This window comes from Gallibacterium faecale (assembly GCF_027920745.1).
Taxonomy (GTDB): domain Bacteria; phylum Pseudomonadota; class Gammaproteobacteria; order Enterobacterales; family Pasteurellaceae; genus Gallibacterium; species Gallibacterium faecale.
In genome coordinates, this window is record NZ_JAQIBB010000036.1 from 19,982 (window position 1) to 45,155 (window position 25,174).

A 25,174-nucleotide genomic window follows, 5' to 3' on the forward strand; every position below is an offset into this window, starting at 1 on the left:
ATCATTTAATTTCAATAGGTTGAGAAAAACTCCATTATTTACCTTTATTTGAATGATAATATCAAAAAAAGTAACGTTTGTTATTATATATTTTAACTATATGATTTATATAATTTTATTTTAATAAACCACTACTTTTATCGTAAAAACTAAAAGTTCAAAAAATTTTTGATCAATTTTAAATTTTGTGAACCATATCACAATAAAAAAATATCAAAGCCTGTTTTTTAACCAATTTATTACCTTAATCTCACTTTTTCATCACTTTCTGTATCGAGGTGAATTTGTGATCTAACTCACTTTTTTAAATTCACCAGCTCATTTTTTAGCAACATATTTCTAAATTAGAATTGTTCTTATCTTAATCAAAATGACTATTTATTCAGCTATTTTGAATGAACAATCATTCATTGAATTTTGCTTTATTTTTTATAAATACCAATTCCCATCTAAAGCTAAAACATCACAAAACAGATAGGATTTTTGTACTATGAATGAATTAAAATATCAAAACACTTCTATTGTCCAAGATGGTTTTAAGCTCAATAAATAATTATCTTTTAAAAACAAAAAACCACGCTATTGCTAGCGTGGTTAATTAATTAGAAACGTATTAATAAGTTAAGAAAAAACCACTTTACTACTTGGTTACTACACAGTTTTGCAGCAACACTTGATCTTCTGTCGCAGTTTTACCACGTTTTAACCAAGAGTTAATTTTGCTGTGTTGCCAATCTTGTGCCTGAATCACATCAACACTTAATAGATGAGCTTGATTACTAAATACGAGGGTGTTATTTTCGCTTAGCTTGCGATCTTGTTTTAATAACTGTTCTTTACCTTGCCAAGTCACTTTTGCTTGATCATTTTGATAAGCAACCACTAAAGTTTTCCCATTATCACAACGATAAGTTAAGCGACCTGTTGTAGCGGTTGATTGTGCGTTTTGCTCTGTAATAGATAACTTCACATTATAGAAATGTTGTTTATTCGGCTGTTTCCGCGCATCATTTCTTGTTTGATAAACTGTTAAGATATATTTCCCTGAATAAGGCAGTAACTGTTGGCTAGCGCTTAAATCCACTTGTTTAGATTTATTCGCATATGCTAATGCAAATTGAATTTGAGGATCTTTATCTAAAGTTTCTAATTGTTGCTATCTGTCCTTTTTTTGCATAGAAAGTATAGCGATCAACATCACTCCCTTTAATTGTACCGTTTAATTCAGCAGCAGTTTCTCCTTTTGGAAATTGTACTGAAAAATCATTTGATGCTGCCATTACATTGAATGCACCAGTTTGTAAGCAAGCTGCTAGAAATAGTATGGAAAGTATTTTTAATTTCATTCTTCTCTCTCCTCACTCCCTTTATATAGTAAAAAAGGATAGGGTTTTGAACCACTATCCTTTCTCACGAACTAAATTAAAATAATTTGGTTGATTAAAGTGCTGATTTTGCTTTTTCAACTAAAGCGGTAAATGCTACTTTATCAAACACTGCGATATCTGCAAGGATCTTACGATCGATTTCAACAGATGCTTTTTTCAAGCCTGCGATGAAACGGCTGTAAGATAAACCATTTTGACGAGCCGCTGCGTTAATACGTGCAATCCATAATTGACGGAATTGACGTTTACGTTGACGACGGTCACGATAAGCATATTGACCAGCTTTAATCACTGCTTGGAAAGCAACACGATATACACGAGAACGTGCACCATAATAACCTTTAGCTGCCTTAAGAACTTTCTTATGACGAGCTCTTGCAATTACACCACGTTTTACACGGGCCATAGGAATCTCCTTTGTCTATTTGTACTTAAAAAATAACGAAACGTTCGCAAAACCGTGGGTTATGCGTATGGTAAACAAGCTACGACTAAAACTTGGTCTGCTTTCGCAACCATTGATTTATGACGTAAATGACGTTTACGTTTAGTTGATTTCTTAGTCAAAATATGACGAAGATGAGATTGTTTACGTTTAAAACCGCCAGTTCCAGTTTTTTTGAAACGTTTAGCAGCACCACGTACTGTTTTAATTTTAGGCATGAGTTTAACTCCGCATTGTTTATTATTAATCACCAATAATTAGGCGAATAAAAAGTAACGATGAAGCCACCGTTACCATTATTACTTGAGTTGCACTAATTATTATTTCTTTTTCGGGGCAAGTACCATCACCATTTGGCGACCTTCAATCTTAGATGGTTCAGATTCAACAACTGCTAAATCTGCTAAATCTGTTTTAATCCGCTCTAACATTTCAGTTCCAATTTGTTGATGGGCTAATTCACGACCACGGAAACGTAGTGTGATTTTGGTTTTATCCCCGTCTTCTAAGAAGCGAATCAGGCTGCGTAGTTTTACCTGATAATCGCCTTCATCAGTTCCTGGACGGAACTTAATCTCTTTAACTTGAACAACTTTTTGTTTTTTCTTCTGCTCTTTTGCAGTTTTGCTCTTTTCATAGAGGAACTTACCGTAATTCATAATGCGGCACACTGGAGGCTCTGCATTAGGGCTTATTTCAACTAGATCGAGTTCGGCTTGTTCCGCCATTTCCAACGCTTGTTGGATAGATACGATACCCGCTTGTTCACCATCTTGGTTAATTAAGCGGACTTCTTTCACACGAATTTCATCATTAATACGATTCGGGCGATTAGTTGCTGGGGCTTTTTTTACGGTTTTAATAGTCTTATTCCTCTAATAATTTCACTTACTACTGTACTGCTTTTAATTAAGCAGAAAATCAAATGTTGTTCACCAATCCTTTTCTTTGGCAAAAAACGTGCAAATTCTATAAGATTTCTTATAGCGATGCAATAAGAACTCTTGTTTGTCCGCATTTTTCCTACTTCTGATTAGATTTAATACACTCGTTATTTATCACTCAGCAAAGATTTATCTCTCTTGTAATTGAGCTAGCCCAAAATGGCGGTAGGTATGAGAGGTGGCAATTCTGCCTCTTGGGGTGCGTTGTAAAAAGCCTTGCTGAATAAGATAAGGTTCTAAAACATCTTCGATTGTTTCTTTTTCTTCGCCAATCGCTGCGGCAAGATTATCTAAACCTACTGGTCCACCATCAAAGCGTTCAATAATCGCCATCAACAATTTACGATCCATAAAATCGAAGCCTTCTGAATCAATATCCAACATATTCAACGCCAGTTTAGCGATTTCTGCAGAGATAAAACCACCATTTTTGACATCTGCATAATCACGCACACGGCGTAATAGACGATTTACAATTCGTGGTGTACCGCGAGAACGGCGAGCAATTTCATGTGCTGCTTCATCTGCAATTTGTAAATTAAGGCAGTTTGCACTACGCATAACTATCGAGGTGAGATCGGGAATAGAATAAAATTCTAAACGTTGCACAATACCAAACCGATCGCGTAACGGTGAAGTGAGTGAACCAGCTCTTGTCGTTGCACCAACTAATGTAAAAGGAGGAAGATCTAATTTGATCGATCTTGCGGCTGGCCCTTCACCAATCATAATATCTAACTGGTAGTCTTCCATTGCTGGATACAACACTTCCTCTATTGCTGGAGATAAACGGTGGATTTCATCAATAAATAATACATCATGAGGTTCAAGGTTAGTCAGCATTGCTGCTAGGTCACCCGCTTTTTCTAAAACAGGGCCTGATGTTGTACGAATATTGACGCCCATTTCATTAGCAACAATATTTGCTAATGTCGTTTTCCCTAGCCCTGGTGGGCCAAAAATTAACAGATGATCCAATGCATCTTGACGCATTTTGGCGGCTTTAATAAAAATATCCATCTGCTCACGTACGTGTGGCTGGCCAACATAATCTTCTAGTAATTTTGGGCGAATAGCTCGGTCAATATACTCTTCTTCTGCTTTGGCTGTTGGGCTGATAATGCGATCTACTTCAATCATCTTTTATACCGTTTCTAATCACAATGCATTCTTTAATGCTTCACGAATTAATTGTTCACTATTTAGATCAGGTTGGGCAACGCATTTCACCATTTTTTCTGCATCAGCTGGTTTATAACCTAACGCAATCAAGGCAGAAATTGCATCATCCGCTGGAGAAGTTGCGGTTGCTAAACTTTGTTCCATTGTTGTGGTGCCCACTTTCTGTTCAATAAAGAAATCTTGATTACGGTACTGTTTAAATTTCCCTTTTAGTTCGACTAATAAACGTTCTGCTGTTTTCTTCCCTACCCCAGGAATTTTCACTAATTTAGAAAGCTCTTCATGTTCTATCGCATAAGAAAATTCATTCACTGACATTGCCGATAAAATCGCTAATGCTAATTTTGGGCCAACACCATTGGTTTTAATTAATTCACGGAATAAGGTACGATCCTGCTTTTGGTAAAATCCAAATAATAAATGTGCATCTTCTCTTACTACAAGATGTGTATAAAGCGTTGTTTCCATATTTACTTCTGGTAAATGATAGAAACTCGTCATTGGTAATAACAATTCATATCCCACCCCATTTACATCTAATAAAATTTCTGGTGGCGATTTTTCTAATAGAATGCCTCGTAAATGCCCAATCATACTCAACCTCACAAAAAAACTGCTGCATAGCATACAAGAAAACTGTATAAGCATCCAGTAGCTTTACTGGTTCTCTTTGCGCTATGACAATAATTGGTAAATTCTTACTGAAAAGGGTTTTACAGGCTTTTGCGGAATACCGATAATACACAATTAACGATAAAAGAATATGGATATACAAATGAAAAATATTGATGGTATTGGTGAGATAATTCTATTTTTTGTTTCAATTTTAGCCGCATTAGGTTGGTTCTTTTCTAAATATGCTTTAGTCGGTTTCCCTCCAGTGGGTTTTATTGGATTACGTTTCTTTTCTGCTGCACTTCTCTTTTTTCCCTTTGCGTATCCACAACTAAAACACTTAACTCGTTCTGAAATTATTCGTGCCTTTGCTACTGGATTATTTTTCGCTATCTTTATGGCAACTTGGATTATGGCAATTACCTTTAACAATAATCTTGGCTCGGGTGCATTTTTATTAAGTGTATCTATGTTGCTTGCGCCATTGATTTCTTGGCTTGTATTCCGCAATAAACCATTACGTACATTCTGGATTGCTTTACCGACCGCACTTTGTGGTGTTTATCTACTTGCTAATTCAAAAGGTGATTTCCATTTCTCAGTTGATAGCTCGCTATATTTACTCGCTTCATTATTTTCTGCGATCTATTTTGTATTACATAATCAATATTCTAAATCCATTCCGCCTTTACCATTAACCACATTACAGCTTTCTGTAGTTGGAATACTATGTCTTTCCTACTCTTTACTCACCGAACAATGGCAAAGTGATATTCCTTCTTCTGCGATTTGGTGGTTAGCGACTAGCGTATTAATTGGTACCAATTTCCGTTATATGTTACAAACGATCGGGCAGCATTATTGTCATATTGCAAATGCTTCCATTATTATGCTGTTAGAGCCAGTTTGGACGATTATTTTGAGTGTTATTCTGTTAGGTGAACAGCTTACTACAATTAAAATTATCGGCAGTATCTTGATTTTATCCGCTTTATTAATTTATCGAATTCAGAATTTAATTGGTTTATTCAAAGGTAAAAATCGACAATCTACTTGAGAAATTTAGCATTTCTTCGCAAAATAACGCCTTTTTCTAACCACCTAATCAAGAGGGGAAAATGAAAGAACGCATCTTTTTACACACAATAGATTCCCCAGTGGGGAAACTACAATTGCTTGCTCATCAACATCATTTAGTTGGAGTGCTATTTGAACGTGAAAACGAAGTCATTCAACCTCATTGGCTGTGTGGTCTTGATCACCCAGTTTTACAACAAACAGAACAAGCATTAACGCGCTATTTTTCTGGTGAACATCAAGCATTTACATCATTACCACTAAAATTATTAGGTACAGATTTTCAACAGGCAGTTTGGCATCAATTATTACAAATTCCTTTTGGGCAAACTGCAACTTATGCCGATATTGCTCAACGTATTGGAAAACCAAAAGCAGTACGTGCGGTTGGTGGTGCCGTAGGACGTAATCCGATTAGTATTATTGTGCCTTGTCACCGCATTTTAGGAAAACAGCAACAATTAACGGGGTTTGGCGGTGGCTTACCTGCAAAACGCTATTTACTCCAACATGAAAACATCACTTTCATTGATAAAGGGATAGAATTTGTCAATCCAAAACATTGGAATCGACTAGAAAAATAAGAGGATATTTATGTTAAGTTATCGCCACAGTTTCCATGCTGGCAACTATGCTGATGTGTTAAAACATATTGTGCAATTACTCATTCTGGAAGCATTACAGCAAAAAGAGAAAGGGTTCCTATATCTTGATACTCATGCTGGTGCTGGGTTGTACTCTTTACAAAGTTTTGAAGCAGAAAAAACAGCCGAATTTACTGAAGGTATTGGTTATTTATGGGAACGTGATGATTTACCTGAGATTGTCCGCCATTATCTCCAACAAGTTAAGCAGGTTAATCCAAAAGATAAACTCAACTTTTATCCAGGTTCTCCTTTATTAGCGGCTAACTTATTACGTCCTCAAGATCGTGCTATTCTCACTGAATTACACCCGAGTGATTACCCATTATTGCGTAAAAATATGCAAAAATTCAGCAATATCCAAGTCAAACGTGAAAATGGATTCCAACAATTAAAATCTACCTTGCCACCAAAAGAGCGGCGTGGGTTTGTATTAATTGATCCTCCTTATGAATTAAAAGAGGATTATCAACTGGTTGTTGATGCGATTGTTGAAGGCTATAAGCGTTTTGCCACAGGAACTTATGCGATTTGGTATCCTGTCGTGTTACGCCAACAAATTAAAAAGATGATCCATTCCTTTGAAGCCACACAAATTCGCAAAATTCTGCAAATTGAATTAGGCATTCGTCCAGATTCTACGCAGCGTGGTATGACGGCAAGTGGCATGATTGTGATTAATCCACCTTGGAAATTAGAAAGTCAAATGCGGGAAATTCTGCCTTATTTAAGTGAAGTATTAGCGCCGGCAGGTACTGGGCATTGGTCAGTAAATTGGGTTACACCTGAATAAATCACTCTTACCAATCAAACCGATTTACGCTAACAGTTAGCTTAATTAAAGAAAATTCGCCAAAATAAAGGCACTTAAAAAACGTATCAATACGGAGAAATGACAATGAAAGAATATGATTATATTGCGATTGGAGGCGGTAGTGGTGGTATCGCTTCAATCAACCGCGCAGCAAGCTATGGTCAAAAATGTGCCATTATTGAGGCAAAATATCTTGGTGGAACCTGTGTCAATGTAGGTTGTGTACCGAAAAAAGTAATGTGGTATGGTGCACAAATCGCAGAAGCGATTAATCTATATGCGCCTGACTATGGTTTTGATGTCACTGTTAACCGTTTTGATTTTGCTAAATTACGTGAAAGTCGTGAAGCTTATATTGATCGTATTCATCAATCTTATGAACGCGTATTAGGCAATAACAAAGTTGGTGTCATTCGTGGTTTTGCAAAATTCGTTGATGCGAATACCGTTGAAGTTAATGGCGAGCTGATTAAAGCAAAACATATTTTAATTGCAACTGGTGGTCGTCCAAGTCACCCAAATATTGAGGGTGCTGAATACGGTATTGATTCAGACGGTGTATTTGCCTTAACTGAATTACCAAAACGTGTTGCTGTGGTTGGTGCTGGTTATATTGCTGTTGAATTAGCGGGTGTATTACATAATCTTGGTGTAGAAACCCATCTTTTTGTTCGTAAACACGCTCCATTACGTAATTTTGATCCTTTAATTGTTGATACTTTAGTAGAAGTCATCAACAACGAAGGTCCAACTTTACACACTCAGGCAATTCCACAAAAAGTCGTTAAAAATGCTGATGGTAGTTTGACACTCTTCTTAGAAGATGGTCGTTCACAAACCGTCGATTGTCTTGTCTGGGCAATCGGGCGTGTACCAATGACCGATAAATTAAATCTTGAAGCAGCTGGTGTGAAAACTAATAGCAAAGGATTTATCGAAGTCGATAAATATCAAAATACTAATGTAAAAGGTATTTATGCTGTTGGTGATAATACAGGTGCTGTGGAACTTACGCCTGTTGCTGTTGCCGCTGGACGCCGTTTATCTGAACGTCTATTTAACAACAAACCAACTGAACATTTAGACTATAACTTAATTCCAACGGTTGTTTTCAGCCATCCACCAATTGGTACAGTCGGTTTAACTGAACCACAAGCAATCGAGCAATATGGTGCTGAACACGTGAAGGTATATAAATCTACCTTTACTTCTATGTACACTGCTGTCACCCAACATCGTCAACCATGTCGGATGAAATTAGTCTGTGTTGGTGATGATGAAAAAATTGTTGGCTTACATGGGATTGGTTTCGGCGTGGACGAAATGATTCAAGGTTTTGCGGTAGCAATTAAAATGGGTGCAACCAAAAAAGACTTTGATAATACAGTAGCGATCCACCCAACAGGCTCAGAAGAGTTTGTGACAATGCGTTAACATCTGACCGTGTTCTAAAAAACACTAATCTTGTCTAGCCTTTCTTCTAATAAGGTGGAAGAAAGGCTTATTTTTTATCTACTATATTGATAAAAAAACATCCTCTATACTTACTTGAATTAATTTAAATTTAGATAAATAAAATTACTTTATTGTTATATTATTCATTTCATTGTAATCTATCATTGAGTAATAATTCATTTCTCATAAGACATTCGTTTTATCAACTACTGATCACTACTAATAGTAATGCAGGGGGGGGGGGATCCTATGTTAAATCAAATATTTAAAGTTATTTATAACCATACTTTAGGTAAATTCATTGTTGTTTCAGAATTAGCCAAAAATAAAACTAAACTTAGTCAAACCAGCACCAATCAACCGCAAACTAAACCAGCCAATAAGTTATTTCAATTAAGTTTATTAACTTTCCTAATAGGGGGGGGGTAATTGAGTCGGCTATTGCAGTATCTGGCTTTAAATTTAATGAATCAGATGGAAAACTTTATTATTGCGACGATCTAAGTGATTTAAATAATTGTAGTGCAACAACTTTCTTATCATCCCCCAATGGTTCAACGCTAGTTACACCTTATTTTGGTGTAGATGGTAGAACCATTACCGATGCTGCCTACACGGCAGAAAACTACAACACAAACACGCATTACCCCAGAAATACCAAGGGATAATATACAAATCTAGTGATTTACCCCTTTTTTGTCAAGGTGGTAAAAATTATTTAAAATCAATCGGTTATTTTTAATAAAAAATAAAGAGGTAAATAAAATAATTAACTTGAAAATAATCTGGTAAGAGGTCGATATAACTTTTTATTAGAAAAGATGAAATAAAAATAATCTTATTTTATAATGTTACATAATTTTAACTATTTTAATAACTTAAAGAACTAATAGAGGAGGTTAATATGTTGCAAAAAAAACATATCATCACCACAATTTTATTATCTGCGATGATGGAAGTAAGCTTTGCAGAAGAGGTGGTAACTACACCAACAACAGAGCCTACGACCCAAACTTCTCAATTACAAGTTGATCAACAAGCCAATTTAGAAAAGTTACAACAAGCAACACAAGGAATTAAGCTCGTTTTTCCTGAAAAATTAGCTGAAATTTATGCAGCGCGTAATTTTTCTCCAATTTGGCAAGATGCTGAAGCGAAAAAATTATTTTTACGTGATTATGCGTTACTTGGATTAACTGATATTTCAAAAGATGTAAAACAACAATTAGCGCAATTAAACCAAGTTGATACAAATAGTTTAGCTGCTGATATTTTGATTACAGATAGCTGGCTGAATTATTTGAATTATGCTGAGAATGTTACTGCAAATGCACAAAATTGGTTGTATGACAGTTATCGTTATAGTGCAAAATTACCAAAAGATGAGATGATTCAATCTTGGTTATCTGCGGTTGATCAACAACAGTTACTGACATTTGTACAAAAATATAGTCCGCCAAATCAACGCTATGTTCATACAGTAGCAGCAATTTTAGCTGGTATGCAGCAACAAACATTGGATAATGCAACGTTAGCGAAATTAGCGATTAATGCACAGCGGTTACGCTTTATTCCTGATTTCCATACAGGTATTTTTGTGAATATTCCGACTTATCACCTTCATTATTATCGCAATGGTGAAGAAGTATTAGATTCACGAGTCATTGTTGGTAAACAAGCACGTAAAACACCAGTGATGACAAGTAAATTAAGTAATATTGTCGTGAATCCGCCTTGGAATGCACCAGTTCGCTTAATTAATGAAGATTTAATTCCAAAAGTGCGTAAAGATCCAAGTTATATCTATCGTAATGGTTATACGATTATTGATAGTAAAGGAAATACTATCGATCCATATACGATCGATTGGGATAATATGACAGCAAAACGCTTCCCGTATCGTTTACGTCAAGCACCGGGTGGCGATAGTGCATTAGGTAATTTTAAATTTAATATGCCAAGTTCAGATGCGATTTATTTACACGATACGCCAAATCATCGTTTATTTAACAATAAGAATCGAGCAATTAGTTCAGGCTGTGTACGGGTGAATAAATCAGATGAGTTAGCAACGCTATTATTAACAGAGTCTGGTTGGACATTAGACAAAAAAGCACAAGTGTTGAAGAGCCGTAAAACGACTTCTGTGCCAATTCGATCTGATAATCCAGTGTATTTATACTATGTTACAGCTTGGGCTGATGCCGAAGGTAAACTACATACTGTGGCAGATATCTATGGATATGACAAAAAATTGGTACTAGATGACACAAGTAAAACACTTCTACAACAATATTTGCTTTAATCTAGAGAAAAAATCAGTATAATCCTGAAGGCTATTGTTTATGCAATAGCCTTTCTGTTTGACCTCTGATAAATCACACTTACCAATAGGAACAAGGAAATGGGTAATATTGATCATTCTCGCCGTAAATGGCTATCGTTAGGCGGTATTATGTTAGGTAGTTCATTTGTCGCTAACTCTGCGTTTGCTGTACTATCTACCGCTGCACCAAAAGTCCTACATTTCAAAAATATTAATACAGGCGAAAAATTAAGTTCCCCAATTACTCCGGGTAAAGGCGTCGCTAGAACAGATTTACAGAAGTTAAATTATCTTATGCGTGATAGACGCACAAATTTAGTCCATAATATGGACCCTCGCTTATTTACTAAACTCTATCAAATCCAATCGCGCTTAGGATTACGTTCATGTGAAATTTCGGTAATTTGCGGTTATCGTGCGCCAGCAACAAATGCAGCAATGCATCGTCGTAGCAAAGGTGTAGCAAGTAATAGCTATCATATGCGCGGACAAGCCATTGATTTCCGTATTGCTAATGTTTCACTGGATAATGTACGTAAAGTTGCACAATCATTGAATAATGGTGGGGTTGGCTATTACCCAAGAAGCAATTTTGTGCATGTAGATACAGGTCCTAATCGTACTTGGCGTGGTAGTTGATCGACAAGACAAACATGATGAATGTACAAATAATCCCCGTTACGCCATTTCAACAAAATTGTTCAGTTGTTTGGGATGACGAAAAAAATGCCGCTATCATTGATCCGGGCGGTGATGCCGAACGAATTATTCAATTTATTAATGAAAATCAAATTACCCCAAAAGTAATTTTACTTACGCATGGTCATTTGGATCATGTTAGCGCTGCTGCGAAATTAAAACGTGAATTTAATATTGATATTCTTGGACCAGAAAAATCAGATGATTATTGGTTACAAGGATTACCACAACAAGCAGAACAATTTGGATTACCGTATTGTGCGCCTTTAACGCCAGATCGTTGGTTAAATGAAGGGGAAACTATTGAAGTGGGAGAACTCTGTTTTTCCATATTACATTTACCAGGGCATACGCCGGGCCATATTGGCTTTATTAATCAAGAAGAAAAAATTGCATTTACTGGTGATGTATTATTCCGTCGTAGTATTGGACGCACAGATTTTCCCGGTGGAGATTTTTCACAACTGATCAAAAGTATCAAAGAAAAACTCTGGCCACTAGCTGATGATACGCAAATTGTTGCTGGTCATGGATTATTAACCACAATTGCAGATGAAAAAAGACAAAATCCTTTTTTAAATGTACAAAATATCGACTAGATAAATGAACTCTTTTTACAGATAAACCTCTAATAGCTGCTCCGTTATTGGAGGTTTTATTTTTCCAAACAGAATATCAGGAAGATGAGGATTAAAATTATTATGTTGCGGGTTTTCTCTCTATATCCAGTACTCTATTTTTTCGTTCTGAATTTAATTATTTTATCAGTGAGTCGCCTTGGTTTAGCCTTTTGGCAGAAAGAACGGGTTGATGCTGTAGATGGTTGGTTTCCACTCTTGGTACAAGGTGTACGTATGGATGTGGTTTCGCTATGTTGGCTATTTGGCCTATTTGCTTTGCTTTCAGCACTCTTTTTAGATAAAACTCAATTTGGTTCTGTGTTTAGAGTGGTATTGCGGGTGGTATTAACGGCAGGATCTGTGTTTATCCTATTTATGGAATTAGCCACACCAGAATTTATTAGTACCTATGATTTCCGTCCAAATCGTCTTTTTATTGAATATTTAGTTAATCCACGTGAAGTCTTTACTATGTTAGCTAAGGGCCATTTAGTGACGATGATTATTTCAATTATTGTGACAGTATTGGCAACGTGGGGATATTGGAAGTTATCGGGTTATGTGGTACGTGATGCGAATGCGGGAAGCTGGCTATATCGTCCTGTAATTGCCGTTGTGGTTGCTGGATTAGTGTTTATGGGCGCGAGATCAACCTTTGATCATCGTGGAATTAATCCATCAATGGTTGCATTTTCGTCGGATCCACTGATTAATTCATTGGTATTGAATTCGGGCTATTCGGTGATGTTCGCAATGCGACAAATGCGCCATGAAGAAGAATCTTCAGAAATTTATGGGCGCTTAGAACCAGAAGATATGTTAGCGACGCTCAAAGGTTTGCATCCACGCCCAGAGAGTGATTATATTGCTGGCGATATTCCATTATTAAGCAAAAATGAAGCAACCTATCGTGGTAAACCTAAAAATCTCGTTATTCTATTAGAGGAGAGTTTAGGAGCACAATTTATTGGTTCGTTAGGGGGATTACCGCTATCACCAAATCTTGATCAATTAAGTAAAGAGGGTTGGTGGTTTGAAAATCTGTATGCAACAGGAACACGCTCGGTACGTGGCATAGAGGCAGTAGTTACTGGCTTTACGCCTACACCAGCACGTGCTGTAGTGAAATTAACCAATAGTCAAAATAATTTCTTCACCATTGCAGAGTTATTAGCTCGCAGAGGCTATCACACTTCATTTATCTATGGTGGGGAAAAACATTTCGATAATATGGCAAACTTTTTCTATGGTAATGGATTTAAATACATTATTGATGAAAAAGATTATCCAAATCCAAGTTTTAAAGGAACTTGGGGGGTATCTGATGAGGATTTATTTGCTAGAGCGGATCAAGAGTTTCGCAAGTTACACCAAGAAGGGAAACCGTTCTTTAGTTTAGTCTTTAGTTCAAGCAATCACGATCCGTTTGAATTTCCAGATAATAAAATTGAGCTATATGAACAACCAAAAGCGACCAGAAATAATGCAGCAAAATACGCTGATTTTGCGATTGGTGAGTTTTTCAAACGAGCGAAACAATCTGATTATTGGAAAGATACTATTTTCTTAGTGATTGCTGACCATGATTCACGAGTGGCCGGGGCTTCTTTAGTGCCAATTACCCATTTCCATATTCCAGCATTAATTATTGGTGATGGAATTGCGCCTAAACAAGATAATCGTCTCGTTAGCCAAATTGATATGCCACCGACACTACTTTCATTAATTGGTATTGATGCTGAATATCCAATGTTAGGTTTTGATTTAACCAAATATAGTCCGAATCGAGCATTAATGCAGTTTGATAAATCAATGGCATTGATGAATCAACAGCATTAGGTTGTAATTTTACAACCAGATAAGCAGCCAGAAGGGTTTAACTACGATCAAGCACAGAAAGTATTACACCCAGCAGAAGTGCCAGCTGAGATGAAAAAACAAGCGTTAACTTATGCCTTATGGGGAAGTTATTTGTATAAAAATCGGTTGTATCATTTACCGGCGGAGAATAAATAATTATTTTAATTGTAATATCATTTAGGTTTCGCCCTAAAAGGCGACCTCCTTTTCTTTGATTTGCAAAGAAAAGGAGGCAAAAGAAAGCAAACCCTCGCACACTTGCTAATCCTCATTCCAATAAGATTTTTCGGGCGGCAAAAAACAGAGATTTTTCTCACTACGTTCGAAAAATGATCACTTTTTTTGCCTAAAAATCTTATTTTCATTCGGGCAAGTGTGAGAGGGAACCTATTAAACACTTATTAAGATTTGTGACTAAATTTAAATTTATGTAGTGGGACACCACAGTGTTTCTTTTGCTTCGTTTTCTTTATACGAGTAAAGACAAAAAGCGATGGCTTTTTGAACGTTGCTTGCAACGGCTCGTTAGAGTGAGCAAGCTTACTTGCGAATAAAATGAAGTCGCCCTTTAGGGCGAAACCTAAATGCTTATTAGAGTAAAAATATCTGAAAAATATGAAATGGGTTTTGTCATCAAATAGAAGTTATCGATTTATAGATGAAGAAAATTAAGAGTTTTATAAGGTAACACCCTCTAATATAATCCCTATTAAAAAAACAAACATTTTCTATTACAATAAGCACCTTTTTTCATTTCAAGTTAAACAATCCATGGCTAAAGATATGATTTTCTCCGCCCCTATCGAAAAATTAGGCGATTTTACCTTTGATGAACATGTTGCAGAAGTGTTTCCTGATATGATTCAACGTTCTATACCGGGATACTCAAATATCATTACTGCAATCGGAATGTTAGCGGAGCGTTTTGTGCAACCACAAACGAATGTCTATGATTTAGGGTGTTCACGTGGTGCAGCGACACTTTCGATTCGTCGTAATGTGCATTGTGACGGGGTAAAAATTTACGGTATTGATAATTCTGAACCTATGGTACAACGTTGTCGCCAACATTTAGCGGCTTACCATAGTGACGTTCCAGTTGAAATTTTATGTGATGATATTCGCCAGATTGACATTAATAATGCCTCAATGGTGGTGTTAAATTTTACACTACAATTTATTCCACCAGCAGATCGAGAAGCCCTATTAAACAAAATTTACCAAGGGCTAACTAAAGGGGGAATTTTAGTGTTATCAGAAAAATATCGTTTTGAAGACGATGTGATTAATGATCTGCAAATTGATTTACACCATACGTTTAAACGAGCTAATGGATACAGTGAATTAGAAGTCAGTCAAAAACGGACGGCATTAGAAAATGTGATGAAAACAGATAGCATTGCTAGTCAAAAAGCATTGTTAGAAAAGATCGGATTTCAACACGTTGCGATGTGGTTCCAATGCTTTAATTTTGGTTCAATGTTAGCGATTAAAGCCTAATAACCAAAATTACGCTATCCAGATTGAAATTTTTCATAGATTTCTGCGGGAAATGAATGAATCCAATTCAAACTAGAAGCGATTTTCGCTATAATCGCCAAGTTAATTTTTAGCTTAATTTAAAAACAAGGATTTATTATTATGATGCGTTCACATTATTGCGGTGCATTAAACCGCAGTCATATTGGTCAAGAGGTTACTCTTAGTGGTTGGGTTCACCGTCGTCGTGATTTAGGCGGGTTAATTTTTATCGATATGCGTGATCGTGAAGGGATTGTCCAAGTATTTATTGATCCACAAAATAAACAAGCATTTGAAAAAGCAGCAAATTTACGTAGTGAATACTGTATCCAAATTAAAGGTCAAGTTATTGCGCGCCCAGATAACCAAATCAATAAAAATATGGCGACTGGTGAAGTAGAAGTTTCTGCAACCGACGTTTTAATTTATAACGCATCAGATGTACTTCCATTAGATTTCAACCAAAACAATACTGAAGAACAACGTTTAAAATATCGTTATTTAGATTTACGCCGTCCAGAAATGGCACAACGTTTAAAAACACGTGCAAAAATTACCAGTTATGTACGCCGTTTTATGGATAGTCACGGTTTTCTTGATATTGAAACACCAATGCTTACAAAAGCAACGCCAGAAGGTGCACGTGACTATTTAGTACCAAGCCGTGTGCATAAAGGAAAATTCTATGCTTTGCCACAATCCCCACAACTGTTTAAACAATTATTAATGATGGCGGGATTTGATCGCTATTATCAAATTGTGAAATGTTTCCGTGATGAGGATTTACGTGCGGATCGTCAGCCAGAATTCACCCAAATCGATGTGGAAACTTCATTTCTTACCGCACCAGAAGTGCGTGAAATTATGGAAGAGATGGTTCATGGATTATGGTTAGAAATTTTAGGCGTAGATTTAGGTAAGTTCCCTGTCATGACCTTTGCAGAAGCAATGCGTCGTTTTGGTTCAGATAAACCAGATTTACGTAATCCATTAGAAATGGTGGATGTGGCAGATTTATTAAAAGACGTCGATTTTAAAGTGTTTAGTGGTCCAGCAAATGATCCAAAAGGACGTATTGCCGCAATTCGTGTACCAAATGGCGTAAGCATTACCCGTAAACAAATTGATGAATATACACAATTCGTTAGCATTTATGGTGCGAAAGGCTTAGCTTGGATGAAGATTAACGATCTTGCTGTGGGTATGGACGGAGTACAAAGTCCAATTGCAAAATTCTTATCGGAAGATGTATTAAAAGCAGTATTAGAACGTGTTCAAGCTCAAACAGGTGATATTATTTTCTTCGGTGCTGATAGCTATAAAGTAGTGACTGATGCAATGGGTGCGTTACGTTTGAAATTAGGACGTGATTGTGGCTTAACTAAACTTGATCAATGGGCGCCATTATGGGTAATTGATTTCCCAATGTTTGAAGATGATGGTGAAGGTGGTTTAGCTGCAATGCACCATCCGTTTACTTCCCCTGCACACGTATCACCAGAAGAGTTAGAAAAATCACCAGTTGATGCAGTAGCTAACGCTTATGATATGGTGATTAATGGTTATGAAGTGGGCGGTGGTTCAGTGCGTATTTTCGATCCGAAAATGCAGCAAACCGTATTCCGTATTCTTGGTATTAATGAACAAGAGCAATATGAAAAATTTGGTTTCTTGTTAGATGCCCTAAAATTTGGAACTCCACCACACGCAGGGTTAGCATTTGGTTTAGACCGTTTAACTATGTTACTCACTGGAACAGAAAATATTCGTGATGTGATTGCATTCCCTAAAACAACAGCAGCAGCTTGCTTAATGACTGAAGCGCCAAGTTTTGCTAATGCACAAGCCTTACAAGAGTTAGCTATTCAAGTGGTAAAAGGAAAAGAGTAGTAAAGAGGCAAAAATGAAACTATATAAATGGGGCGTACTTTGTTTAAGTGGGTTAGCCCTATTTGCCTGCAAAGAAGAAAAGGTCGCTGAAAAAGTAACTCCACCACAAAATGAAGCCAAAGATCAGCTACCTTTAGTCAGTGCAAAAACAGTGACTTTTTTACGAGAGGAAAAATGTTTTGCAGAGGATCGTTGTTATCAGCTTGATTTACAAAGTTTAGCGACGAATGTTGATTGGATTAATCAATATTTTGATGATGCTGCGCGTAAATTACTACAAGTTAATGATCCTAATCTTTCAGAAGCAGAGAGTGCAAAAAAACAAGCCGAATGGGATAAATTACCGCTAGATCAACTCAAAAAAGCGTATATTGATGATGTAGCGTCATTATTCAAAGATGCAGAGTATGCACCTTTTGGATATTCGCTTGAATATCAACCTCGCTTTATGGCACAAAACCAACAATTAGCGATGTTTAGTGATTATTTCTTCCATTATGCAGGTGGTGCACATGGTATTTATGCTACACACTTTATTAACTTTGATTTAAAAGCGAAAAAAGTATTAAGCATTGATGATGTGCTATTACCAAATCAAAGAAAAGCATTTAATAATTTATTGCAAGAAGCTTATCTGGATTATGTGGCTTCAGTAGAAAATGAACCTGATCATGATAAAGCAGAGCAATTATTGCAAGAACGTGCTGATATGGGGTGGACAGCAGAGCCAACAGATAACTTTACCTTTACCTATAATGGAATGTTGTTAAGTTACCCACCTTATGAACTCGGTGCTTATGCAGAAGGTGAAATCCAGCTATTAATTCCGTATGAACGTTTAATAGATGTGGTAAAACCTGAATATTTATTTAATACAACAAAAACGATTATTTCTGAGTAAATGATGAAATATAAACACCCTGAATCGGTTCTGGTCGTTGTGTATTGTACCAATACAAAACGGGTATTAATGCTGCAACGTAAAGACGATCAGGATTTTTGGCAATCTGTTTCGGGCAGTTTAGAAGTAGGCGAAACACCAGCGCAAGCGGCAAAACGGGAAGTGTTTGAGGAATTACAATTAGATATTTCTACCTTACCAAGTATGCTTAAAGATTGTCACTATGAAGTTGATTTTGAAATCTTTGCCCAATTTCGTGCACGTTATGCACCGAATGTAACGCATTGTCACGAATATTGGTTTACCTTACCGTTAGCAGAGGAGTGTGCTGTCAGTTTAACAGAACATTCTGCCTATCGTTGGGTTGAAGCAGAAACTGCAATGAAGATGACAAAATCATGGAATAACGCGCAAGCGATAGAAAAATTTGTAATACATCAACCTATTGAAAATTAAAGAGGATTTTTCATGGCTGGTCACAGTAAATGGGCTAATATTAAACACCGCAAAGCGGCGCAAGACGCACAACGTGGGAAAATTTTTACTAAATTAATTCGTGAGTTAGTTACCGCAGCGAAAATGGGCGGACCAGATGTTGGTTCAAACCCTCGCTTACGTACAGCGGTTGATAAAGCATTATCAAATAATATGACTCGTGACACAATCAATCGTGCTATTCAACGTGGTGCTGGTGGTGGTGATGATACCAATATGGAATCTATCGTTTACGAAGGTTATGGCCCAGGTGGTACAGCAATTATTGTTGAATGTTTAACGGATAACCGTAAACGTACTGTATCGGAAGTTCGCCATGCTTTTACTAAATGTGGTGGAAATTTAGGTACTGACGGTTCAGTGGCTTACTTATTTACACGTAAAGGCTTAATCTTAGTAAATCAAGCTGATGAAGATGCATTAATGGAAGCGGCTATTGAAGCAGGAGCAGATGATGTACAGCCACAAGATGATGGTAGTTTTGAGATCTATACCGCTTGGGAAGATCTTAGCTCAGTACGTGATGCATTAACTGAAGCCGGCTTTAAAATTGATGAAGCTGAAGTAAGTATGATCCCATCAACTACGGCGGAATTAGATGCGGATACAGCACCAAAACTAATGCGTTTAGTTGATATGTTAGAAGATTGCGATGATGTGCAAAACGTATATCACAATGGTGATATGAGTGATGAAGTAGCAGCATTATTGTAAGAATGATGAGTTAAAAAAGGGGGCTTAGCCCCCTTTTTACTAGTAAAGTGAAATCCTATTCATAAATCTTGATAAATGGTTCATTTGGGTTCCCTCTTACACTTGCCCGAATGGAAATAAGATTTTCAGGCAAAAAAAGTGATCATTTTTCGAACGTAGTGAGAAAAATCTCTGTTTTTTGCCGCCCGGAAAATCTTATTGGAATGAGGATTAGCAAGTGTGCGAGGGCGTACTTTCTTTTGCTTCGTTTTCTTTGTACGAGCAATGACAAAAAGCGACCGCTTTTTGAACGTTGCTTGCAACGGCCCGTTAGGGTGAGCAAGCTTGCTTGCGAATAAAATGAAGTCGCCCTTTAGGGCGAAACCTAAATTTATAATTTAGTGAAAGAATTAGTAGCCAAATATTGTGGACTAAATAGGGCCTATTCTTCCCAGAAAGATAGGCAAAACCCTAATATTTTTAACATTCAATATGATTATTCTCGGCATTGACCCCGGATCACGCCTAACTGGTTATGGCGTTATCCGCCAACAAGGTAAACAACTCACCTATCTCGGCAGTGGTGTAATTCGTACTGAAGTTGATGATCTTCCAACACGATTACAACGAATTTACGCTGGTGTAACGGAGATTATTACTCAATTTCAGCCAGATGTTTTTTCGATTGAACAAGTCTTTATGGCGAAAAATGCTGATTCCGCGCTAAAGCTAGGGCAGGCAAGAGGAGCAGCAATTGTTGCCGCAACCAATCATCAATTACCGGTTTTTGAATATGCGGCAAGATTAGTGAAACAAACTGTGGTAGGAATTGGTTCCGCTGATAAAAAGCAAGTGCAGCATATGGTGACAAAAATTTTAACATTATCTGCTTCACCACAAGCTGACGCCGCAGATGCGTTAGCGATTGCAATTACTCACGCTCACTCTTATCAATATTCACTACAAGTTGCTCAAGTAGGACAATCCAAATTAACGGGAAATGCGGCTTTGTTACGTGCAAGGTATAGTCGGGGACGCTTTCGCTTAAAGGTAGAAGAATAATTTTTGTGTACAGATATTAAGTAGTTTGCTCTTGAAGTTTATTTTTAGATATTTTTTCTTTCAGTATCATTTAGGTTTCGCCCTAAAAGGCGACCTCCTTTTCTTTGATTTGCAAAGAAAAGGAGGCAAAAGAAAGCAAACCCTCGCACACTTGCTAATCCTCATTCCAATCAGATTTTCCGGGCGGCAAAAAACAGAGATTTTTCTCACTGCGTTCGAAAAATGATCACTTTTTTTGCCTGAAAATCTGATTTCCATTCGGGCAAGTGTGAGAGGGAACCCATTAAACATTTATCAAGATTTGTGATTAAATTTAAAAAATTTTTAGTTATTTAACTGGGTATTCATAGACCAGCACAAATACTATTAAAACATCGTTGTATCTTGGAATAACCCCACTTTCAAATCGGTTGCGGTATAAATAATACGACCATCTACCTCAACTTCACCATCGGCTAATCCCATAATTAATTTACGATTAATCACACGTTTTAAATGAATACGATAAATAACTTTCTTTGAAGTTGGCAAAATTTGCCCTGTAAATTTCACCTCACCAACTCCTAAAGCGCGGCCTTTACCTTCACCACCAATCCAGCCTAAGAAAAAGCCAACTAATTGCCACATTGCATCTAACCCTAAGCAACCCGGCATCACAGGATCGCCAATAAAGTGACAACCAAAGAAAGGCAAATCAGGGCGAATGTCTAATTCTGCTTCAATATAACCTTTACCATAACGCCCTTTCGTTTCATCCATTTCAACAATACGATCCATCATTAACATTGAGGGTGCAGGTAGTTGAGGGCCTTTCTCACCAAATAATTCACCGCGTCCAGAAGCTAATAAATCTTCATAGCTAAATGATTTTTGAGCGGTGAATGTTCTTTTTTGTGAACTACTGTTCGGCATACTGATCTCCTCCAAGCGAGCGTTAAAAATCCTTTCCAAAAGGAAACATAAGATGTTGGCTATTCTAGCAAGGAAAAATGCTTTTTGAAATAGCTTACACTTGTTCGCTGAATGGTCGGAGCAGTTTTTTTATTTTTTATGCGAATTTAACCAAGGAAACCAACGATTAAGTAAAGGTTTTGCCTCAGCTTTCTGTTCAATATTTTGCATAATTAATTGGTTTAGTGGGCGATTAGCCTCGTGATATTCAGTATCAGGCATTTCTACTAAATCACGTTGCAATAAAATTTGTAACGCTTGTGTCGCATCTTCAACGATCCATAAATGGAATGTTCCTGCTTTTACTGCTTCAATAACGGCTTGATTTAAGCTTAATTGTGCACAAACCACAGTAGGAATAATCACTCCTTGCTTTCCAGTTAAACCACGTTGTTGGCAAATTGCAAAAAAGCCTTCAATCTTTTCATTTACACCACCCACAGCGTGTACCAAACCGAACTGGTCAATCGCACCAGTAATTGCAATATTTTGCGGTAACGGCAATTCCGCTAAAGCACTGACTAATACACAAAGCATAGCTAACGAAGCACTATCGCCATCAATTTCAGTGTACGACTGTTCAAAAACTAGTGATGCAGAGAAAGGTAATTGGCTAGGTAATTGCAAAATATTGCTTAAACAAGATTGTGCAATCATCATCCCTTTACTGTGAATATTGCCGGCTAATTCATTTTTACGATCAACATCGACAATTTCTCCTTCGCCAATTTGTACTAAACAACTGATTCGTGAGGGTTCACCAAAGGCATAGGGTACGCCCGGATATTCAATCACCGACAAACCGTTAATTTGTCCAATCTCTTCACCATCCGTAGCGATATAGATCTGTTCAGCCAAGACGCTTTGATAACTACGTTGCTGCAATAAATCTTGCTGATAACATTGTTGGCGATAACAATCTTCGATCATCGCTGCGGTAATTAACTTAGATTCGGGTTGGGTAATCATTGCACCTTGTAAAATGCGTAAAATCTGTGAAGGCGAATTACTAATTAACTGGCGATCTTCACTATCACGCACAAGCCACTGATACAAGCGATTAATGCCAGATAAATCAATATCACGTTGCAGTTCGGACTTTGCTAAATGTTGAATATAACCGGCCCATTGTGCTTGTTGCTGTTCAGAGGCAACCTCACTATAAGCGGCTAATTCTGCATAATCCGCTAATTGGTATAAGTCAGGTTGAATTGCTTCTAATTCGGCAATATTTTCCCGACTGCCAACTAAGATAAGTTTTAATTTCAATGGCATACTTGGAATAACACATGGTTGGCGTTGCAGAATATTATCTAAATGCCAATGAAATTGTTGTTGTTGCAATAAACTTAATAAACGTAACCAAACGTCAAATTGTGCTAACAGTTGTGCGATAGAAACGATTAAGATCCCGCCATTTAATTGATGAACTAATCCCGGTACAAGATGCAGTTTATCGCTATTAGTTAGCTGTAATACTTGCCCAAATAAATGTTGAGGATCAAGGTAATCTGCACTTTTTACCCAATCACGTTGAATAAAATTATCTTGTACAGACGTAGCTGTCCGCATTTCCATAATAGGAAATTCATTATTATGCTGCTGAAATTGATAATGCACCCCATTAATTGCCAACGGTTGATCTGCAAAATAATGCTGTAATAAATAACGTTCTAAACGCTGTAAATCACTAAATTGTTCTTCACCTTTTAATACTAATAAATGCCTATCTTGTGCTAACCAATGTTTAATCGCTGCGGTAGCACGTGGCTGTAAATCCCAAAAATCAATGGTGTGATTAATCTGTTCAGCTTGAATCGCAAAGGTGGGGGCAAGTGACTGCCAATCTAATTTTAATAAATCCATAGTTATTCTCTTTTCTTTTTTAACCTGCGAATTATACACAAAACTACTGTAAAAGGTGGATTTCTATTGCTTTAGGCAAGAGGAAAAAAAGCGTATAAAAGAGAAACGTAAATTTTTAATTACCTATATCGAGTTAGGTCTGTAACCTATTGAAATAATAGGAAGTAAGGAATAAGATTTACGCTGGCATTTAACAAAAAATCTGCTAGAATTGCGCAATTTTTAAGTAGTCAATAAACGTTATTTTGATAATCTGTAATTACGAATAGCAATCTTTACTTAAAGAATATTTTTAACATAGTGAAGGAGTTTCATATGAATAAAATTTATCGTGTTGTGTGGAATGCCACGTTAGGGTTGTGGCAATGCGTGTCGGAATTAGCAACCGCAAAAGGAAAAAGCAAATCTCAAGCTAAAAACGTTGTGGGGGGGGGGTATTAATCGCTCTTATTGGTTTGCATTAGCGCCGTTGGCGGCGTGTTTGGTATTGGCGTCGGGGCAGGCAGTAGCAGACACGAATGTAACGATTGACACTACTACAACACTGACGCCTGTGACAGGCACTAATATAGTAAGAATTGGTGATCCTTGTTCTTCATGTAATGTTCCATATAAAGGTAAGACGAATGTTACTATTACTTCAAATGGGTATGTGACTATTAACAATTATGGTTTCCAGATTACTGCTTATGGCCCCACAAATAACTACGCTGAAAATACATCTATCACTTCTTCTCCTGAAGATCCAGAAGTGTTGGCTATAGCAGGTTCGTCAGTTGTTGTTGATGGCGGTAAACTGAATCAAACAGGATCGACTAAATGGTTAGAGGTTGGACGCACCAATGAAGGGCATTTAACCGTGCAAAATGGCGGTACTGTTAATACGCAAGGTGCTGTCGGTATTGGAGCGTGGCCAAGTTAAGACTGCAAGTATTTCTACCGCAGGTGATCTAACTTACGGCGAAGTGAATATTGATGGCGGTATATTAGAGCTTACAAAAACAGGAACTATTTTCGCGAATTTCAATACCTTAACAGGTACTAAACCGGAATATTATCAATATTGGTGCCGGCGGTGCCACCTTAATTACTTCTGCTAGCGGTAATTACACACAATCCAGTACAGCAGCGATTAGCGGTACAGGTGGGTTGACCAAAGCAGGTGCCGCTGGTAGTAATTTAATCTTTGCCGCCGATAATACTTATACCGGCGATACCACAATTAATGCAGGTAGTTTACAACTCGGTAACGGCGGTGTAACTGGTGATGTTGCTGGCAATATCGTTTTTGGTGCGGAAACTACTTCTTTAACATTAAACCATGGTGCTAATGACTATACTTTAGATAGTCAATTAACCGGTGCCGGTAGTTTAACGCAGCTTGCTGCTAATACAGGCACAACATCTATTACTAGCGATAATGATGGTTCTTATACCGGAGCAATCTCTATTCAAGCTGGTACGCTACAAGCAGGTAATGGTGGCACAACCGGTACTTTTGGTACTGGTGATATTAGTGTCGCCAGTGGGGCTACTGTAGGTATCAACCGTTCTGATAATTATGAAGTTCAAAATGTGATTAACGGTGCTGATGGTGGTATTTTAAGAAAACAAGGCGACGGTACTGCAACATTTGCTAAGGCTGTTACTGTTAGCAAAACCTTAATTGATGACGGTACGTTAGTGGCAGGCACTAATTACAATGGCGGTGACGTTACTGTAGGTA

At 37.2% G+C, this 25,174-nt stretch carries 26 protein-coding genes and 1 pseudogene; 18 read left to right on the plus strand and 9 right to left on the minus strand.

The features are described 5' to 3' along the window. Nucleotides 1-640: 640 nt before the first annotated feature. The 7 genes from PF272_RS02510 to ruvA all read right to left on the minus strand — a co-directional run bounded on the left by PF272_RS02510 (nt 641) and on the right by ruvA (nt 4,553). Entirely contained in the window at nt 641-1,084 is a 444-nt protein-coding gene (locus PF272_RS02510) for an ACP-like domain-containing protein (RefSeq protein ID WP_271141493.1), read from the minus strand. Nucleotides 1,085-1,133: 49 nt separating this feature from the next. Next, nucleotides 1,134-1,346, minus strand: coding sequence for a hypothetical protein (locus PF272_RS02515; protein WP_271141494.1), 213 nt, complete (start codon nt 1,344-1,346; stop codon nt 1,134-1,136). 94 nt (nt 1,347-1,440) lie between these two features. After that, entirely contained in the window at nt 1,441-1,794 is a 354-nt protein-coding gene (rplT, locus tag PF272_RS02520) for a 50S ribosomal protein L20 (RefSeq protein WP_065234471.1), read from the minus strand. 59 nt (nt 1,795-1,853) lie between these two features. Continuing rightward, nucleotides 1,854-2,051: a 50S ribosomal protein L35 gene (rpmI, locus tag PF272_RS02525; protein WP_013745268.1), complete on the minus strand. Its 198-nt coding sequence runs from the start codon at nt 2,049-2,051 to the stop codon at nt 1,854-1,856. 102 nt (nt 2,052-2,153) lie between these two features. Then, nucleotides 2,154-2,696, minus strand: a complete 543-nt coding sequence (infC, locus tag PF272_RS02530; protein WP_271141512.1) for a translation initiation factor IF-3 — start codon at nt 2,694-2,696, stop codon at nt 2,154-2,156. Nucleotides 2,697-2,906: 210 nt separating this feature from the next. Continuing rightward, nucleotides 2,907-3,917, minus strand: coding sequence for a Holliday junction branch migration DNA helicase RuvB (gene ruvB, locus PF272_RS02535; RefSeq protein WP_065239370.1), 1,011 nt, complete (start codon nt 3,915-3,917; stop codon nt 2,907-2,909). An 18-nt stretch (nt 3,918-3,935) separates the two neighbouring features. Then, nucleotides 3,936-4,553 (minus strand): Holliday junction branch migration protein RuvA, encoded by a 618-nt coding sequence (ruvA, locus tag PF272_RS02540; RefSeq protein ID WP_271141495.1) that lies wholly within the window; start codon nt 4,551-4,553, stop codon nt 3,936-3,938. A 181-nt stretch (nt 4,554-4,734) separates the two neighbouring features. Between ruvA and PF272_RS02545 the strand changes: the two genes are divergently transcribed. The 15 genes and pseudogenes from PF272_RS02545 to ruvC all read left to right on the plus strand — a co-directional run bounded on the left by PF272_RS02545 (nt 4,735) and on the right by ruvC (nt 20,631). Next, a complete protein-coding gene (locus PF272_RS02545) occupies nt 4,735-5,631 on the plus strand; it encodes a DMT family transporter (protein ID WP_271141496.1) in 897 nt (298 codons plus the stop codon). Between the two features lie 61 nt (nt 5,632-5,692). Beyond that, nucleotides 5,693-6,235 carry a methylated-DNA--[protein]-cysteine S-methyltransferase gene (locus tag PF272_RS02550; RefSeq protein WP_271141497.1) on the plus strand — a complete coding sequence of 181 codons (543 nt, stop codon included), beginning with the start codon at nt 5,693-5,695 and terminating at the stop codon, nt 6,233-6,235. Between the two features lie 10 nt (nt 6,236-6,245). Next, complete coding sequence (locus PF272_RS02555) at nt 6,246-7,088, plus strand: 23S rRNA (adenine(2030)-N(6))-methyltransferase RlmJ (RefSeq protein ID WP_271141498.1); 843 nt, start codon at nt 6,246-6,248, stop codon at nt 7,086-7,088. 105 nt (nt 7,089-7,193) lie between these two features. Continuing rightward, entirely contained in the window at nt 7,194-8,543 is a 1,350-nt protein-coding gene (gene gorA, locus PF272_RS02560) for a glutathione-disulfide reductase (RefSeq protein WP_413789415.1), read from the plus strand. A 270-nt stretch (nt 8,544-8,813) separates the two neighbouring features. Beyond that, nucleotides 8,814-8,993 carry an ESPR domain-containing protein gene (locus tag PF272_RS02565; protein WP_271141500.1) on the plus strand — a complete coding sequence of 60 codons (180 nt, stop codon included), beginning with the start codon at nt 8,814-8,816 and terminating at the stop codon, nt 8,991-8,993. Between the two features lie 475 nt (nt 8,994-9,468). Next, nucleotides 9,469-10,869, plus strand: coding sequence for a L,D-transpeptidase family protein (locus PF272_RS02570; protein ID WP_271141501.1), 1,401 nt, complete (start codon nt 9,469-9,471; stop codon nt 10,867-10,869). Between the two features lie 99 nt (nt 10,870-10,968). Then, nucleotides 10,969-11,529, plus strand: coding sequence for a YcbK family protein (locus tag PF272_RS02575; RefSeq protein WP_271141502.1), 561 nt, complete (start codon nt 10,969-10,971; stop codon nt 11,527-11,529). 17 nt (nt 11,530-11,546) lie between these two features. Beyond that, complete coding sequence (locus PF272_RS02580) at nt 11,547-12,188, plus strand: MBL fold metallo-hydrolase (protein ID WP_271141513.1); 642 nt, start codon at nt 11,547-11,549, stop codon at nt 12,186-12,188. 102 nt (nt 12,189-12,290) lie between these two features. Continuing rightward, a pseudogene (locus tag PF272_RS02585) lies at nt 12,291-14,225 on the plus strand (LTA synthase family protein). A gap of 615 nt (nt 14,226-14,840) precedes the next feature. Beyond that, nucleotides 14,841-15,569 (plus strand): carboxy-S-adenosyl-L-methionine synthase CmoA, encoded by a 729-nt coding sequence (cmoA, locus tag PF272_RS02590; protein WP_271141503.1) that lies wholly within the window; start codon nt 14,841-14,843, stop codon nt 15,567-15,569. 141 nt (nt 15,570-15,710) lie between these two features. Beyond that, on the plus strand, nt 15,711-17,480 hold the full coding sequence (gene aspS, locus PF272_RS02595; protein ID WP_271141504.1) for an aspartate--tRNA ligase: 1,770 nt from the start codon (nt 15,711-15,713) through the stop codon (nt 17,478-17,480). Nucleotides 17,481-17,493: 13 nt separating this feature from the next. Beyond that, a complete protein-coding gene (locus PF272_RS02600) occupies nt 17,494-18,381 on the plus strand; it encodes an RsiV family protein (protein ID WP_271141505.1) in 888 nt (295 codons plus the stop codon). Nucleotides 18,382-18,384: 3 nt separating this feature from the next. Then, the gene (gene nudB / locus PF272_RS02605) at nt 18,385-18,837 is read left to right on the plus strand and encodes a dihydroneopterin triphosphate diphosphatase (protein WP_065234546.1); all 453 of its coding nucleotides are present in this window, start codon (nt 18,385-18,387) and stop codon (nt 18,835-18,837) included. 12 nt (nt 18,838-18,849) lie between these two features. After that, nucleotides 18,850-19,590, plus strand: coding sequence for a YebC/PmpR family DNA-binding transcriptional regulator (locus PF272_RS02610; RefSeq protein WP_065238023.1), 741 nt, complete (start codon nt 18,850-18,852; stop codon nt 19,588-19,590). A 471-nt stretch (nt 19,591-20,061) separates the two neighbouring features. Next, nucleotides 20,062-20,631 carry a crossover junction endodeoxyribonuclease RuvC gene (ruvC, locus tag PF272_RS02615; RefSeq protein ID WP_271141506.1) on the plus strand — a complete coding sequence of 190 codons (570 nt, stop codon included), beginning with the start codon at nt 20,062-20,064 and terminating at the stop codon, nt 20,629-20,631. 366 nt (nt 20,632-20,997) lie between these two features. Here ruvC and fabA read toward each other — a convergent pair whose 3' ends face one another. Together fabA and PF272_RS02625 are read right to left on the minus strand one after the other, a co-directional pair. After that, nucleotides 20,998-21,543 carry a 3-hydroxyacyl-[acyl-carrier-protein] dehydratase FabA gene (gene fabA / locus PF272_RS02620; protein WP_065234534.1) on the minus strand — a complete coding sequence of 182 codons (546 nt, stop codon included), beginning with the start codon at nt 21,541-21,543 and terminating at the stop codon, nt 20,998-21,000. Nucleotides 21,544-21,672: 129 nt separating this feature from the next. Then, the gene (locus PF272_RS02625) at nt 21,673-23,448 is read right to left on the minus strand and encodes a Lon protease family protein (protein WP_271141507.1); all 1,776 of its coding nucleotides are present in this window, start codon (nt 23,446-23,448) and stop codon (nt 21,673-21,675) included. Between the two features lie 315 nt (nt 23,449-23,763). Between PF272_RS02625 and PF272_RS02630 the strand changes: the two genes are divergently transcribed. The 3 genes from PF272_RS02630 to PF272_RS02640 form a co-directional block, all read left to right on the plus strand. Continuing rightward, nucleotides 23,764-23,889 carry an ESPR domain-containing protein gene (locus tag PF272_RS02630; RefSeq protein WP_271141508.1) on the plus strand — a complete coding sequence of 42 codons (126 nt, stop codon included), beginning with the start codon at nt 23,764-23,766 and terminating at the stop codon, nt 23,887-23,889. After that, complete coding sequence (locus tag PF272_RS02635) at nt 23,870-24,370, plus strand: hypothetical protein (protein ID WP_271141509.1); 501 nt, start codon at nt 23,870-23,872, stop codon at nt 24,368-24,370. The genes PF272_RS02630 and PF272_RS02635 overlap by 20 nt, the downstream gene beginning before the upstream one ends. Before the next feature lie 227 nt (nt 24,371-24,597). Beyond that, nucleotides 24,598-25,174, plus strand: a 577-nt coding sequence (locus PF272_RS02640) for an autotransporter-associated beta strand repeat-containing protein (protein WP_271141510.1), incomplete at its 3' end; no start/stop codon positions are given.

Excerpts from the sequence above, each read along its gene's own strand:
- PF272_RS02515 (WP_271141494.1), bottom strand. The coding sequence starts at position 1,346 with ATGAAATTAAAAATACTTTCCATACTATTTCTAGCAGCTTGCTTACAA.
- rplT (WP_065234471.1), bottom strand. The coding sequence starts at position 1,794 with ATGGCCCGTGTAAAACGTGGTGTAATTGCAAGAGCTCGTCATAAGAAA.
- rpmI (WP_013745268.1), bottom strand. The coding sequence starts at position 2,051 with ATGCCTAAAATTAAAACAGTACGTGGTGCTGCTAAACGTTTCAAAAAA.
- ruvB (WP_065239370.1), bottom strand. The coding sequence starts at position 3,917 with ATGATTGAAGTAGATCGCATTATCAGCCCAACAGCCAAAGCAGAAGAA.
- ruvA (WP_271141495.1), bottom strand. The coding sequence starts at position 4,553 with ATGATTGGGCATTTACGAGGCATTCTATTAGAAAAATCGCCACCAGAA.
- PF272_RS02545 (WP_271141496.1), top strand. The coding sequence starts at position 4,735 with ATGAAAAATATTGATGGTATTGGTGAGATAATTCTATTTTTTGTTTCA.
- PF272_RS02550 (WP_271141497.1), top strand. The coding sequence starts at position 5,693 with ATGAAAGAACGCATCTTTTTACACACAATAGATTCCCCAGTGGGGAAA.
- PF272_RS02555 (WP_271141498.1), top strand. The coding sequence starts at position 6,246 with ATGTTAAGTTATCGCCACAGTTTCCATGCTGGCAACTATGCTGATGTG.
- gorA (WP_413789415.1), top strand. The coding sequence starts at position 7,194 with ATGAAAGAATATGATTATATTGCGATTGGAGGCGGTAGTGGTGGTATC.
- PF272_RS02565 (WP_271141500.1), top strand. The coding sequence starts at position 8,814 with ATGTTAAATCAAATATTTAAAGTTATTTATAACCATACTTTAGGTAAA.
- PF272_RS02570 (WP_271141501.1), top strand. The coding sequence starts at position 9,469 with ATGTTGCAAAAAAAACATATCATCACCACAATTTTATTATCTGCGATG.
- PF272_RS02575 (WP_271141502.1), top strand. The coding sequence starts at position 10,969 with ATGGGTAATATTGATCATTCTCGCCGTAAATGGCTATCGTTAGGCGGT.
- PF272_RS02580 (WP_271141513.1), top strand. The coding sequence starts at position 11,547 with ATGAATGTACAAATAATCCCCGTTACGCCATTTCAACAAAATTGTTCA.
- cmoA (WP_271141503.1), top strand. The coding sequence starts at position 14,841 with ATGGCTAAAGATATGATTTTCTCCGCCCCTATCGAAAAATTAGGCGAT.
- aspS (WP_271141504.1), top strand. The coding sequence starts at position 15,711 with ATGATGCGTTCACATTATTGCGGTGCATTAAACCGCAGTCATATTGGT.
- PF272_RS02600 (WP_271141505.1), top strand. The coding sequence starts at position 17,494 with ATGAAACTATATAAATGGGGCGTACTTTGTTTAAGTGGGTTAGCCCTA.
- nudB (WP_065234546.1), top strand. The coding sequence starts at position 18,385 with ATGAAATATAAACACCCTGAATCGGTTCTGGTCGTTGTGTATTGTACC.
- PF272_RS02610 (WP_065238023.1), top strand. The coding sequence starts at position 18,850 with ATGGCTGGTCACAGTAAATGGGCTAATATTAAACACCGCAAAGCGGCG.
- ruvC (WP_271141506.1), top strand. The coding sequence starts at position 20,062 with ATGATTATTCTCGGCATTGACCCCGGATCACGCCTAACTGGTTATGGC.
- fabA (WP_065234534.1), bottom strand. The coding sequence starts at position 21,543 with ATGCCGAACAGTAGTTCACAAAAAAGAACATTCACCGCTCAAAAATCA.
- PF272_RS02625 (WP_271141507.1), bottom strand. The coding sequence starts at position 23,448 with ATGGATTTATTAAAATTAGATTGGCAGTCACTTGCCCCCACCTTTGCG.
- PF272_RS02630 (WP_271141508.1), top strand. The coding sequence starts at position 23,764 with ATGAATAAAATTTATCGTGTTGTGTGGAATGCCACGTTAGGGTTGTGG.